Raw genomic sequence first — 13,891 nt, forward strand, 5'->3', positions numbered from 1 at the left:
GTTTAACTTCAAACACTTGACTCGCCTCAGAACCTCTTGAAGCGGGAGGCGAATTCTACAGCGTTACAACCTGCTGTCAACCACCTTTTTCACCGCGCTCAATCCGGAGACCGAAGCGACTTCCTGCCACCCAGTTTCGCTAACTCCTTGTTTACCAAGGCTTTTCGCGTTCCGTTGTCGCTGGAAGTGGTGCGCATTATAGGGGGATAAAACGGGGCGTCAACCGTTAATTTCAAAAATGTGTCAAATAACCCCCGCCCCCCGCAGCGCGGCTTGCTCTACCGCCGTCAGCCCCAGTACCTGCCCCAGTACCTCGGCCGTGTGCTCGCCTAATAGAGGCGGCGCGTGCCGGTACTGCACGGGCGTATCCGCCAGCCGCAGCGGGCTGGCAACCTGGCTCAGTTGGCCGGCCAGCGGGTGCTCCAGCACTACCTTCAAGCCACGGGCGATAACCTGCGGGTCAGCGAACACCTGTTCCAGGTCATTGATGGGCCCACAGGGCACCCCGGCCTGCTCCAGTGCCACCACCCACTCGGCGGTGGTACGGAACACCGTGGCCTGGCGAATCATTGGCACCAACACCTGGCGGTGGGCTACCCGCGCGGCATTGGTGATGAAGCGCGCGTCCTGCGCCCACCCCGGCTGCCCGGCCACTTCGCAGAACTTGCGGAATTGGCTGTCGTTGCCCACGGTAAGGATGATGTCGCCATCGGCTGTAGGAAAATCCTGATAAGGCACGATGTTGGGGTGGGCATTACCCAGCCGCCGCGGCGCGACGCCGGTGGTGAGGTAATTCATGGCCTGGTTGGCCAGGCAAGCCACCTGCACGTCTAGCAGCGCCATGTCTATATGCTGCCCAACGTTGCTGTGCTGGCGGCTGTGCAATGCCGCCTGGATCGCCACGCTGGCATACAAGCCGGTGAGGATGTCGGTCAGCGCCACGCCGACCTTCACCGGCCCAGCGCCGTGCTCGTCGTCGGCGCGCCCGGTGAGGCTCATCAGCCCGCCCAAGCCCTGGACCATGAAGTCATAGCCGGCGCGCTTGGCATAGGGCCCGGTCTGGCCAAAGCCGGTGATCGAGCAGTACACCAGTCGCGGGTTCAGCTCACGCAGCGAAGCGTAGTCCAGCCCATAAGCGGCCAACCCGCCCACCTTGAAATTCTCGATCAGCACATCGGACTTCGCCGCCAACTGCCGCACCAGCGCCTGCCCCTCCGGGCGAGTGAAGTCGATGGTCACCGAGTGCTTGTTACGGTTGGCCGCCAGGTAGTAGGCGGCCTCGCCGGTACTGTTGCCGTGTGCGTCTTTCAGATACGGCGGCCCCCAGGCGCGGGTATCGTCGCCGCTGCCGGGGCGCTCCACTTTGATCACTTCGGCGCCCAGGTCCCCGAGGATCTGCCCGGCCCATGGCCCGGCGAGTACACGCGAGAGATCCAGCACGCGCAGGTCTGACAACGCCCCCATCGCAATGCCCTCTTCTTATATAGGTAACTTCAGTAAAACGCCTGGATGCCGGTTTGCGCGCGGCCAAGGATCAGCGCATGCACATCGTGGGTCCCCTCATAGGTGTTCACCACCTCCAGGTTGACCAAGTGCCGGGCCACGCCGAACTCATCACTGATGCCGTTACCGCCGAGCATGTCGCGGGCCAGGCGGGCAACGTCCAGTGCCTTGCCGCAGGAGTTGCGCTTCATTAGCGAGGTGATCTCCACCGCCGCGGTGCCCTCGTCTTTCATCCGCCCCAGGCGCAGGCACCCCTGCAGCGCGAGGGTGATCTCGGTCTGCATGTCGGCGAGCTTCTTCTGCACCAATTGGTTGGCCGCCAGCGGCCGATTGAACTGGTGGCGGTCGAGGGTGTACTGGCGCGCGGTGTGCCAGCAGAACTCCGCCGCGCCCAGCGCCCCCCAGGAAATCCCATACCGCGCGGAGTTCAGGCAGGTGAACGGGCCCTTGAGGCCGCGCACGTCCGGGAAGGCGTTTTCCTCCGGGACGAACACGTTGTCCATCACCACCTCACCGGTGATCGACGCGCGCAGGCCGACCTTGCCATGGATAGCCGGCGCGCTCAGCCCTTGCCAGCCCTTTTCCAGGATGAACCCGCGAATGTCGCCGGCTTCATCCTTGGCCCAGACCACGAACACATCGGCAATCGGGCTGTTGGTGATCCACATCTTGCTGCCATTGAGGCGATAACCGCCCTCGACCTTTTTCGCCCGGCTGGCCATTGCCCCTGGGTCGGAGCCATGGTTCGGTTCGGTCAGGCCAAAGCAACCAATCCACTCACCGCTGGCGAGCTTGGGCAGGTATTTCTGCTTTTGCGCTTCGGTGCCGAACTCGTTGATGGGCACCATCACCAGGGAAGACTGCACGCTCATCATCGAGCGGTAGCCTGAGTCGACCCGCTCCACTTCGCGGGCGATCAACCCGTAGCACACGTAATTCAGGCCACTGCCGCCGTACTGTTCAGGGATGGTCGCGCCGAGCAAGCCCACTTCGCCCATTTCACGGAAGATCGCCGGGTCGGTCTTCTCATGGCGGAACGCCTCGAGCACCCGCGGCGCCAGGCTTGCCTGGGCAAACTGGGCGGCGCTGTCGCGCACCATGCGTTCTTCTTCGCTGAGTTGCTGGTCGACCAGCAGAGGGTCGATCCAGTTGAAGCTGGCTTTGGCGGCCATGGGCAGGTTCCTCTTGAAGTTGTTTTGGTTTAAGCCTAGTGAAGCCTCGGCCAACGCACAAACGAGGAAAACGCACGCACCTGTGTTGATTTCTCACTCCGAAAAGCGCAAAACGGGGGCTTGATGCGTTTCGGATAATAACAATGCGCAGGAAGATCCCCAGCACCACGGCGTTGGTGTGTTTCGAAGCCTCCGCCCGCCATGAAAGCTTTACCAAGGCCGCCCAGGAGTTGGCCCTCACCCAAGGGGCGGTGTGCCGGCAAATCGCCTCGCTGGAAAGCTTCCTTAATGTTGAGTTGTTTCGCCGCTCGCGGCGTGGCGTACGCCTCACCGATGCAGGCCTGGCCTATAGCCGCCAGGTGAGCGCACAGCTGGATGCGGTGGAGCGCGATACGTTGTCGATCATGGGGCAGAGCGGCGCCGATGTGATCGAGCTGGCGGTGGTGCCGACCTTTGGCACCCAATGGTTGCTGCCACGCTTGAAACACTTTGCCCAGCGCGCGCCCCAGGTCCGGGTCAACCTGACCAACCGCACCCGGCCGTTCCTCTTTGCCGATACCGCGTTCGATGCCGCCATCTATTTTGGCGACGGCGACTGGCCCGGCACCCAGGCCCACCGCTTGATGGGCGAAAGCCCCGCGCCGGTGTGCAGCCCGGCCCTGCTGGCCGGCCGAACCGCCTTGAGCGCCGAACAGATTGCGCGGCTGCCGCTGCTGCAGCAAACCACCCGCCCCCATGTGTGGCGGCAATGGTTCAACGCCCAAGGGCTGCAGGTGCCCCATGACATGACCGGCCCCCGCTATGAGCTGTTCTCGATGCTGGCCAAAGCCGCCAGCCACGACATGGGCATTGCGTTGATCCCGCCGTTCTTGATTGCCCAGGAACTGGCCCGCGGCGAGTTGGTGATCGCCCACCCGCAAGCACTGCACAGTGACAAAGCCTATTACTTGATGATCCCTCAACGGAAAGTTGAATCTGAAGCACTGAAAGGCTTCAGCCAATGGCTGGTCGAGTGTGCCAACGCCTATTCCTCGACCGCATGGCAGATATAACTTTCAGCGCACAATAACCGGCTAGAATGGCTGCTATAACCACGCTAATTACCCGCAAGAATGGCAGCCATAACTTTCAACCGCAACAGCCCGCCAGCCGGGCCTTTCAGGCATTTAAATCGCCTACCGATACAAAATAATTTATTCAACAATATCAGGCATATAGGCCTATCCAGCGACAACTTGCCGCACCACTTGGCGTAGTTACCACCAATAACAAGTTGCCCTCTCAAACCTTAATTAGCACAATGAATCACCCCGCTTCGCTTTACGGGCAAAACCGATCAAAACATTGGGCAACCCAGTTGCGCCATTGCCGTGTGCTGGCCAATCGGAAAAGAGCTCAGGAGAAAAAACGTGCACATAGGTGTTCCTCTCGAAACACGCCTTGGTGAGACAAGGGTTGCCGCCACCCCCGAAACCCTCAAGAAGCTGATTGGCCAAGGCCATCGGATTACCGTTGAACGCGGTGCCGGTGTGGCCGCCAGCATCCCGGACGCAGCCTTCGAGCACGCTGGCGCGACCCTGGGCAGCAGCGCCGAGGCGCTGGGCGCGGAGTTGGTGCTGAAGGTGGCCGCGCCCTCCGAGGCCGAGCTGGCGCAAATGGCCAGTGGCGCGCTGCTGCTGGGTATGCTCAACCCGTTCGACAACGACAACATCGCCCGCATGGCTGCGCGCGGCATCACCGCCTTCGCCTTGGAGGCGGCCCCGCGCACCTCACGCGCGCAAAGCCTCGACGTGTTGTCGTCCCAGGCCAACATCGCTGGTTACAAAGCGGTGCTGCTCGCCGCCCACCACTACCCGCGCTTCATGCCCATGCTGATGACCGCCGCCGGCACCGTGAAGGCTGCCCGCGTGCTGGTACTGGGCGCTGGCGTGGCCGGCCTGCAGGCCATCGCCACGGCCAAGCGCCTGGGCGCGGTGATCGAGGCCTCTGACGTTCGCCCCGCGGTGAAAGAGCAGATCGAGTCGCTGGGCGCCAAGTTCATCGACGTGCCCTTCGAAACCGACGAAGAACGGGAGTGCGCCGTGGGCGTGGGCGGTTACGCGCGGCCGATGCCTGCCAGCTGGATGCAGCGCCAGGCCCAGGCCGTGCACGAGCGCGCCAAGCAGGCCGACATCGTCATCACCACGGCGTTGATCCCCGGCCGCAAGGCGCCGACGCTGCTGAGCGCCGAAACCGTAGCGCAAATGAAACCCGGCGCGGTGGTGATCGACCTGGCCGCTGCCCAGGGCGGCAATTGCCCGCTGACCGTGGCCGACCAGGCCGTGGTGCAACATGGCGTTACCCTGGTTGGCCCGACCAACCTGCCCGCTCAGGTCCCGGCCGACGCGTCGGCGCTGTACGCGCGCAACCTGCTCGACTTCACCAAGCTGCTGTTCGACAAAGACGGCAACCTGGCCCTCAACCTCGAAGACGACATCGTCGCCGCGTGCCTGATGTGCCGCGGTGGTGAAGTCGTGCGCAAGAACGGATAAGGAGCCCGCCATGGAAGACATGCTGATTTCCCACGGCATCTACAACCTGATCATCTTCGTGCTGGCCATCTATGTGGGCTACCACGTGGTGTGGAACGTCACCCCGGCCCTGCACACCCCGCTGATGGCCGTGACCAACGCCATTTCGGCGATCGTGATCGTCGGCGCCATGCTCGCCGCGGCCCTGACCGTTACCCCACTGGGCAAGATCATGGGCGTACTGGCCGTGGCGCTGGCCTCGGTGAATGTGTTCGGGGGCTTTCTGGTGACCCGCCGCATGCTGGAAATGTTCAAGAAGAAAGACAAGAAAGCCGAGGGCAACAAGCCATGAGCATGAACCTGGTTACCCTGTTTTACCTCGTGGCCTCGGTCTGCTTCATCCAGGCTCTCAAAGGCCTATCGCACCCCACCACCTCGCGCCGCGGCAACTTCTTCGGCATGCTCGGCATGGGGATCGCCGTGCTGACCACCGTCGCCCTGGTGTACAAGCTAGGCAGCGAACTGGCCACCACCGGCCTGGTGTACGTGATCATCGGCCTGCTGGTCGGCGGTACCGCCGGTTCGATCATGGCCAAGCGCGTTGAAATGACCAAGATGCCCGAGCTGGTGGCGTTCATGCACAGCATGATTGGCCTGGCCGCGGTGTTCATCGCCGTGGCCGCGGTGGTCGAGCCGCAATCGCTGGGCATCGTCGCGCAACTGGGCGACGCCATCCCCACGGGCAACCGCCTGGAGCTGTTCCTCGGCGCGGCGATCGGCGCGATTACCTTCTCCGGTTCGGTGATCGCCTTCGGCAAGCTGTCGGGCAAATACAAGTTCCGCCTGTTCCAGGGCGCCCCGGTGCAGTTCGCCGGCCAGCACCTGATCAACCTGGTGCTGGGCCTGGTGATGCTGGGCATGGGCCTGCTGTTCATGTTCACTGGCAACTACCACGCCTTCGCCGTGATGCTGGCGCTGGCCTTCGTGCTGGGCGTGCTGATCATCATCCCGATCGGCGGCGCCGACATGCCGGTGGTGGTGTCGATGCTCAACAGCTATTCGGGCTGGGCCGCCGCCGGTATCGGCTTCTCGCTGAACAACTCGATGCTGATCGTGGCCGGTTCACTGGTGGGTTCGTCGGGTGCGATCCTTTCGTACATCATGTGCAAGGCGATGAACCGCTCGTTCTTCAACGTGATCCTCGGCGGCTTCGGCGGCGCCACGGAAGTGGCCAGCAGCGGCGGCGCCAAAGAGCAGCGCCCGGTGAAGTCCGGCTCGCCGGATGACGCCTCGTTCCTGCTCAGCAACGCCGACAGCGTGATCATCGTGCCCGGTTACGGCCTGGCCGTGGCCCGTGCCCAGCACGCGCTGAAGGAGCTGACCGAGAAGCTCACCCACAATGGCGTGACCGTGAAGTACGCGATCCACCCGGTGGCCGGGCGCATGCCAGGGCACATGAACGTGCTGCTGGCCGAGGCCGAAGTGCCGTACGACCAGGTGTTCGAGATGGAAGACATCAACGCCGAGTTCGGCCAGGCCGACGTGGTGCTGGTGCTGGGCGCCAACGACGTGGTCAACCCGGCGGCCAAGAACGACCCGAAATCGCCCATCGCTGGCATGCCGATCCTCGAAGCGTTCAAGGCCAAGACGATCATCGTCAACAAACGCTCGATGGCCAGCGGTTACGCCGGGCTGGACAACGAACTGTTCTACCTCGACAAAACCATGATGGTGTTCGGCGACGCCAAGAAAGTCATCGAAGACATGGTCAAAGCGGTCGAGTAACCCCGCCCCTCTATAAAAGAGCCCTGCGCCTTGCCCTAGGTCAGGGCTCTTTTTTTCATTTTCGGTAACAGTGTTTTACCGGAAAACCCCTGCGCCAGAGCCGTTGCTACGACCTTGGTCGCGCGGCGCCCCGCCCTTCGGCGCAATAGACTTCGCTTCTTGCTTAGCCTGTATCGAGATAATAATCATGTACCGTGATCGCATTCGCATGGCCGCTTTGCACAGCAAGGTGATGAGCGCGGCTGACGCCGCCGCGTTGATTCAGAACGGCATGACCGTTGGCATGAGTGGCTTCACCCGCGCCGGTGAAGCCAAGGCCGTGCCGCAAGCGCTGGCCGCACGGGCCAAGGCCCACCCGCTGAAGATCAGCCTGATGACCGGCGCCAGCCTGGGCAACGACCTCGACAAACAACTGACCGAAGCCGGGGTATTGGCGCGGCGCATGCCGTTTCAGGTCGACAGCACCCTGCGCAAGGCGATCAACGACGGCTCGGTGATGTTCATCGACCAGCATTTGTCCGAAACCGTCGAGCAACTGCGCAACCAGCAAATCAAGCCGGTCGACCTGGCGGTGATCGAGGCGGTGGCGATCACCGAGCAGGGGCACATCGTGCCGACCACCTCGGTGGGCAACTCGGCCAGCTTCGCCATCCTCGCCAAGCAGGTGATCATCGAGATCAACCTGTCGCAGCCGTTGGCGCTCGAAGGCCTGCACGACATCTATATACCCACCTACCGCCCAACCCGGCAGCCGATCCCGGTGCTGCGGGCCGACAGCCGCATCGGCGCCACGGCGATCCCGATCGACCCGGCGAAGATCGCCGGCATCGTCATCACCGAGCAGCCGGACTCCCCCTCCACCGTGCTGCCCCCTGACACCGACACCCAGGCAATCGCCAACCACCTGGTGGCGTTCTTCCAGCAGGAAGTGGCCCAGGGCCGCTTGACCAACCAGTTGATGCCGCTGCAGGCCGGCATCGGCACCATCGCCAACGCGGTGATGCACGGCCTGCTTGGCTCACCGTTCGAAAACCTGACGATGTATTCGGAGGTGCTGCAGGATTCCACCTTCGACCTGTTCGATGCCGGCAAGCTGGCGTTCGCCTCGGGCAGCTCGATGACCCTCTCGGCGCAAAAGCACGCCGAGGTGTTCGCCGACTTCGAGCGGTACAAATCGCGGCTGGTACTGCGCCCGCAGGAAATCTCCAACCACCCCGAGGTGATCCGCCGGCTGGGGATCATCGGCATCAACACGGCGCTGGAGTTCGACATCTACGGCAACGTGAACTCCACCCACGTGGGTGGCACGCGGATGATGAACGGTATCGGCGGCTCGGGTGACTTCGCCCGCAACGCCCACCTGGCGATTTTCGTCACCAAGTCGATCGCCAAAGGCGGCGCGCTGTCCAGCGTGGTGCCGATGGTCAGCCACGTGGACCACACCGAACACGATGTCGACATCCTGGTGACCGAACAGGGCCTGGCCGACCTGCGTGGCCTGGCGCCCCGCGAACGCGCGTTGCAAGTGATCGAACACTGCGTGCACCCCAGCTATCGCCCCGCCCTGGCCGACTACTTCGCCCGGGCCTGCGCCCGCGGTGGCCACACCCCGCACATTCTGCGCGATGCACTGGCCTGGCACATCAACGCCGAAGAAACCGGCTGCATGGTTGCCCTCTGAGAGTGCCCCGGCGCGACTGTTCCTGAGCAACTCAGGAACAGTTTGCCATCACGGGCCGCCATATCGATATAACTGTACTGCTGTACCGCTAAAAACTCTGCCTTTTGCCGATATCACATAGCCTGCTTTCGGCAAAATGCACTATTTTGGATCGGACCAGTACAGTTTGCCCCAAATCGACCACAACAGGGCCCCATAACAGCTGACTGATTGCCCACAATAATGTGGAACTGTGCCTTTAGAAGGTGGCCGGCGAAGCGCATCATTTGCTTCAAGTTCAAACCACTTCTCTAGTCCCGCCAAAAGCGGAAGGATGCTCACCATGGAACGTACCCTCAGTTCCGACCTGCAATTCAAGAACACTACCGCCCAGCCTTCGTCGTTCGTGCTGCGCGTACTCGCTAACGTCAGCCTGTGGCAGCGCCGCATCGCCAGCCGCCACCAACTGGCCCGCCTGGATTCGCGCCTGCTGTCTGACGCCGGCATCAGCGAAGCCCAGCGTTTCGAAGAGCTGAGCAAGCCGTTCTGGCGCTAAGCCAAGCCGCCAGGGCCTAGCCCTTCGCGCAAAACCCGCCCGGGAAGCCTGGCGGTTTTTTTTATTTTCAAAAATCAGGCAGTTAGCAAAGATAAAACAGTTTCTATGGCCGCCATTTATACCGGTACAGTTACTGGATAGCTGGCCAACCTCCTCGGGAACCGCTCTAATACGGCTTTGTGCCTAACTCGAGGACACCCCATGAAAGCTGTTCGCCTGGCCGCCGGTGCACTGGCCCTTACCCTGAGCTGTGGCACCTTCGCTTCCAGCTTCGTCGTAACCACCGACGCGCTGGTACGCGGTGTCAACGCCAGCACCAACGCCACCTCCGACGCGACCTCGTCGCTGCGCGATAACAAGATCGTGCAACAAGCCCGTGAAGACGCCGCCAGCTTCGTCGCCACCGACGGCGCCGTGCGCGGTGCCCGCCTCGAAAGCGCCCTGGCCTTCGTGCGTGAGCAGCAGCCACAGCTGCAGGCCACCGACGCGCAACTGGCCCAGGCCATCCTCGCCACGAACTGAAACCCAGCGCCCTTCTGCCATTAAAGTTGGTACATATTGTTTCCAGGCAGCGGGGGCGGTCTGGCTCTAGCACGGCCGCTGCGCTAACCTCGGGGCCGTTTCCACTGTGATTGACGGCCCCATGCGAAAAACACTTTCCTGGCTAACGCTCATGGCTTGCGCCAGCAGCGCCCACGCCTTCGACACCACCACCCAAGGCACGGTGATGGCGGGCTACGTGACCAGCAAGCTCACCTCCACCCCGTTCGAACGCAAGCTGGTGCTCAGCGCCCAGGATGACGCCGCGGCCTTCGTCGCCAGTGGCGGGCAGCTGCGCGGGGCGCAACTCGAAGCCGCGCTCAGCTACCTGCGGCAAACCCGCCCGAAACTTCATGCAGCCGACCTTGAACTGGCCGAGGCAATTCTCGTCCAATAGGCACTTTTGCATTAGCCGAACCCGGAGATACCCGTCGATGCGTAAACCGCTCATCGTTGCTGCACTGGCCCTGCTGGCCGCCACCGAAGTTGCCCAGGCACACACCCTGGTCGCCACCAGTAACATCATCGTTCGCGCCTTCGGCCGCTCGATCGACTTCACCTCCGACACCACCACCTCGGTGCGCGACTCCAAAGTGGTCATGGCCGCCAAGGAAGACGCCGCCAGCTACGTGGCCAGCGCCGGTGACTACCGCGGCGTGCAACTCGAAGCCGCCTTCCACACCCTGCGCGCGCACCTGCCCGAGGCCCGTAGCGCCAGCGACCAGCAGCTGGCCGAAGCCATTCTCTCTCTGTGAGGCGCCTGCTCGGCTGGCTGCTGGCCGGCACCCTGGCCCTGGTGGCCCAGGCCGCCCAGGCTGAATTGACACTGGCCCTGCAAAGCGCCGAGCTGTCCGCCCCACAAACCCAGGCCAGCCAGGCACTGCTCAGCGACGCCCTGGCGCACCTGCCGCCGAGCTTCAAACAGCGCCTGGACCGTACCGTTCAGGTGCGCTGGAGCAGCGCCATGCCCGCCGATGCCTATGGCCAGGCCGGCATGGTCGCCGAGCTGGAACTCAATAGCCGCCTGCTGCCGGGCCTCACCGACGGCAGCGCCGCCAAGCAGCAAACCGGCCGGCCCCATGGCACCGTGCGCGAAGAGCTACTGGCCACCGTGCTGCACGAACTCACCCACCTGTACGACCGGGCCCGGCTGTGGCCGGCGGCCGAGCGTACGCAGATACTGCGCTGCGGCCAGCAGGCCGAGACCTCAGGCGAGGTGGGCCTGCCCGAAGGCTGCCGTGGCCAGGTCGCCCGGCGTTTTACCCTGAGCGACGACCCACGCCTGCTTGACCTCGGCGGCTGGCCGCAATCGGTTGGCCAGCGCGGCGAGCGCGACACCCGCAACCGCCAGGTGGTACGCAGCCCAGACCTCTACGAGTTGACCAACCCCAAGGAATTCATCGCGGTCAACATGGAGTATTTCCTGCTTGACCCCAGCTACCCCTGCCGCCGGCCGGAGCTGTACGCCTACCTCAAGCAGCACTTCGATTGGGCCCCGGCCAATGCCGAGCAGTGCCCACGGGAACTGCCCTACCTCAATGCCGGCAGCGACTTTGGCCGCGAGCCGCTGGGCAAGATCGACCCGGAACGGGTGTACGAAGTGGACTACCTGCTCGCCGAGGCCAACCAGAACTGGGTCAGCCGCTGGGGCCACAGCATGTTGCGCCTGGTGATCTGCGCCCCGGGCCGCCCGCGCGGGCCGGATTGCCGGCTCGACCTGGACCAGAGCCTGGTGTTGTCGTACCGGGCGTTCGTCAACGATGTGCAGTTGTCGACCTGGGGCGGCCTGAATGGGCAGTACCCGTCGCGGCTGTTCGTGCTGCCGTTGAACCAGGTCATCGACGAGTACACCAAGGTCGAGATGCGCAGCCTGGCCTCGGTGCCGCTCAAGCTCAGCCGCGAGGAAATCAACGCGCTGGTGCGCCACGCCGCCGAGATGCACTGGGGCTACGACGGCGACTATTACTTCCTCTCCAACAACTGCGCGGTCGAAACCCTCAAGCTGCTGCGGGCCGGTACCGGCGCCCAGCGCCTCGGCGACCTCGACAGCATCGTGCCCAACGGCCTGCTGCGGGTGCTCGAAGCCCGCGGCCTGGCCGACGGCAGCGTGCTCGACAACCCGAAAGAGGCCCTGCGCCGGGGCTACCTGTTCGACTCCTACCGCGACCGCTACCAGGCGATGTTCGCGGTCTTGCGCCAGCACTTGCCCATCCCGCAAACCAGCGTCGAAAGCTGGCTGGAGCAACCCGCCGAAGCCCGCCGCCAATGGTTTGCCCAGGCTGACCTGCGCACCAGCGCCGCCTTGCTGCTGCTCGAGCAGGCGGGCTTTCGCCGGCAACTGCTGCTGGCCCAGGACGAGGTGAAGCAACGTTACCTGAGCGACCGCGACGCCCACGCCCCCGGAGTGGCCAACGCCAACCAGACGCTAGAAGCGATCCTCGCCGGCAGCGGCTTCCTCAGCCGCCCCGCCGAGCTGTTGGGCAGCGACGGCTACGGCCTGCCGCAGCAAGGCGAGTGGCAGCGCCTGCAGGCCGAGAGCAGCGAGCGGCAAAAGAAGCTGCAGCAACTGAACAACAGCCTCGACAAGGAAATCCGTGCCCTGCTCACCCCCGAACGCGCCCAAGGCATCGACGCCAGCGAGGCCAACCTCAAGCAAATTGGCCAGCACCTGCGCGACCTGCACAAGGCCAGCGGCGGTTTGAACCTGTAAATACGGCACAAACCCCGCGAAAGGCTGCTGAAAGGTTACCCCCCTACCATCGGCACCACGCACCGGCCCGCCCGGTGCCCCGATAAAAACGCCTATAAAAACAATGGTGCCCTGATGCTCACATTCCTTGGCTTCGCCATGGTCATGACCTTTATGGTGCTGATCATGACCAAGCGCCTCTCCGCGCTGATCGCCCTGATCATCATCCCTATCCTCTTCGCCCTGTTCGGTGGTTTTGCCAGCAAGATCGGCCCGATGATGCTCGAAGGCATCAGCAAGCTCGCCCCCACCGGGGTGATGCTGATGTTCGCCATCCTCTATTTTGCCCTGATGATCGACTCCGGCCTGTTCGACCCGGCCGTGCGCAAGATCCTCAAGCTGGTCAAGGGTGACCCGCTGAAGGTGTCGGTCGGCACCGCCGTGCTGGCCCTGGTGGTCTCGCTCGACGGCGACGGCGCCACCACCTACATGATCTGCTGCGCGGCGCTGCTGCCGCTGTACCAGCGCCTGGGCATGAACGCCCGGCTGATGGCCGGGTTGATCATCCTCGCCGGCGGCGTGATGAACATGACCCCTTGGGGCGGCCCCACCGCCCGTGCCGCCAGCGCCCTGCATGTAGACCCGTCGGCGATCTTCGTGCCGATGATCCCGGCGATGTTCGCCGGCGTGCTGGCGATCCTGATGATCGCCTGGTGCTACGGCAAGCGCGAGCGCGCCCGCCTGGGTGAGCTGAAGCTGCCCGATGACGCCGTGGACCACAGCGACATCAGCGTGTCGCAGTTCCCCGAAGCGCGCCGGCCGAAGCTGTTGTGGTTCAACGCCGGTTTGACCCTGCTGCTGATGGTGGCGCTGATCAAGGGCCTGCTGCCGTTGCCGGTGCTGTTCATGGTGGCGTTCAGCATCGCGATGATCGTCAACTACCCGTGCCTGCAGGCGCAAAAAGACCGCATCGCCGCCCATGCCGGCAGCGTGCTGGCGGTGGTCGGGTTGATCTTCGCGGCGGGGATTTTCACCGGCATCCTGTCAGGCACCGGCATGGTCGATGCCATGTCGAAAAGCCTGCTGGCGGTGATTCCGGACTCCATGGGGCCGTACCTGGCGACCATTACCGCGCTGGTCAGCATGCCGTTCACGTTTTTCATGTCCAATGACGCCTTCTACTACGGCGTATTGCCAGTGCTGGCCGAAGCCGCCGCGCACTATGGCATTACCCCGGTGGAAATGGCCCGGGCGTCGATTGTGGGCCAGCCGGTGCATTTGCTCAGCCCGCTGGTACCTTCCACGTACCTGTTGGTCGCATTGGCCGGTATAGAATTCGGCGACCACCAGCGTTTTACCCTTAAATGGGCGGTACTGGTGTGCCTGTGCATCCTGGTCGCGGCGCTGCTGATGGGGATCTTCCCGTTGATCGGCAGCCACTGAGCTACCCTCGCCGCACCCCACTCCAGCCGGCAC

General features: G+C 63.6%; 13 protein-coding genes. 11 read left to right on the plus strand and 2 right to left on the minus strand.

Annotation, left to right across the window (positions count from 1 at the left end; all coding sequences use genetic code 11):
- Positions 1-243: 243 nt before the first annotated feature.
- Together ACFZCE_RS07415 and ACFZCE_RS07420 are read right to left on the minus strand one after the other, a co-directional pair.
- Positions 244-1,464, minus strand: coding sequence for a CoA transferase (locus tag ACFZCE_RS07415; RefSeq protein WP_390937528.1), 1,221 nt, complete (start codon positions 1,462-1,464; stop codon positions 244-246).
- A gap of 29 nt (positions 1,465-1,493) precedes the next feature.
- Positions 1,494-2,675, minus strand: coding sequence for an acyl-CoA dehydrogenase family protein (locus ACFZCE_RS07420; protein ID WP_390937530.1), 1,182 nt, complete (start codon positions 2,673-2,675; stop codon positions 1,494-1,496).
- A 143-nt stretch (positions 2,676-2,818) separates the two neighbouring features.
- Between ACFZCE_RS07420 and ACFZCE_RS07425 the strand changes: the two genes are divergently transcribed.
- From ACFZCE_RS07425 to ACFZCE_RS07475, 11 genes are all read left to right on the plus strand, one after another.
- A complete protein-coding gene (locus ACFZCE_RS07425) occupies positions 2,819-3,727 on the plus strand; it encodes a LysR substrate-binding domain-containing protein (protein WP_390937531.1) in 909 nt (302 codons plus the stop codon).
- Between the two features lie 357 nt (positions 3,728-4,084).
- Positions 4,085-5,206, plus strand: coding sequence for a Re/Si-specific NAD(P)(+) transhydrogenase subunit alpha (locus ACFZCE_RS07430; protein ID WP_390937534.1), 1,122 nt, complete (start codon positions 4,085-4,087; stop codon positions 5,204-5,206).
- A 10-nt stretch (positions 5,207-5,216) separates the two neighbouring features.
- Positions 5,217-5,537, plus strand: a complete 321-nt coding sequence (locus ACFZCE_RS07435; RefSeq protein ID WP_390937536.1) for a proton-translocating transhydrogenase family protein — start codon at positions 5,217-5,219, stop codon at positions 5,535-5,537.
- The gene (locus ACFZCE_RS07440; RefSeq protein ID WP_390937538.1) at positions 5,534-6,970 is read left to right on the plus strand and encodes an NAD(P)(+) transhydrogenase (Re/Si-specific) subunit beta; all 1,437 of its coding nucleotides are present in this window, start codon (positions 5,534-5,536) and stop codon (positions 6,968-6,970) included. Before ACFZCE_RS07435 ends, ACFZCE_RS07440 begins: the two co-directional genes overlap by 4 nt.
- Before the next feature lie 187 nt (positions 6,971-7,157).
- Complete coding sequence (locus tag ACFZCE_RS07445) at positions 7,158-8,651, plus strand: succinate CoA transferase (RefSeq protein ID WP_390937540.1); 1,494 nt, start codon at positions 7,158-7,160, stop codon at positions 8,649-8,651.
- A gap of 322 nt (positions 8,652-8,973) precedes the next feature.
- The gene (locus tag ACFZCE_RS07450; RefSeq protein ID WP_390937542.1) at positions 8,974-9,186 is read left to right on the plus strand and encodes a DUF1127 domain-containing protein; all 213 of its coding nucleotides are present in this window, start codon (positions 8,974-8,976) and stop codon (positions 9,184-9,186) included.
- Positions 9,187-9,387: 201 nt separating this feature from the next.
- Entirely contained in the window at positions 9,388-9,708 is a 321-nt protein-coding gene (locus ACFZCE_RS07455; protein ID WP_390937544.1) for a DUF2388 domain-containing protein, read from the plus strand.
- Between the two features lie 121 nt (positions 9,709-9,829).
- A complete protein-coding gene (locus ACFZCE_RS07460; RefSeq protein ID WP_390937546.1) occupies positions 9,830-10,123 on the plus strand; it encodes a DUF2388 domain-containing protein in 294 nt (97 codons plus the stop codon).
- Between the two features lie 37 nt (positions 10,124-10,160).
- Entirely contained in the window at positions 10,161-10,481 is a 321-nt protein-coding gene (locus ACFZCE_RS07465) for a DUF2388 domain-containing protein (RefSeq protein WP_390937548.1), read from the plus strand.
- Positions 10,478-12,436 (plus strand): DUF4105 domain-containing protein, encoded by a 1,959-nt coding sequence (locus tag ACFZCE_RS07470; RefSeq protein ID WP_390937550.1) that lies wholly within the window; start codon positions 10,478-10,480, stop codon positions 12,434-12,436. The genes ACFZCE_RS07465 and ACFZCE_RS07470 overlap by 4 nt, the downstream gene beginning before the upstream one ends.
- A gap of 114 nt (positions 12,437-12,550) precedes the next feature.
- A complete protein-coding gene (locus ACFZCE_RS07475) occupies positions 12,551-13,858 on the plus strand; it encodes a citrate:proton symporter (RefSeq protein ID WP_390937552.1) in 1,308 nt (435 codons plus the stop codon).
- The last annotated feature ends 33 nt before the right edge of the window (positions 13,859-13,891 follow it).

The organism is Pseudomonas sp. NPDC007930 (assembly GCF_042958985.1).
Taxonomy (GTDB): domain Bacteria; phylum Pseudomonadota; class Gammaproteobacteria; order Pseudomonadales; family Pseudomonadaceae; genus Aquipseudomonas.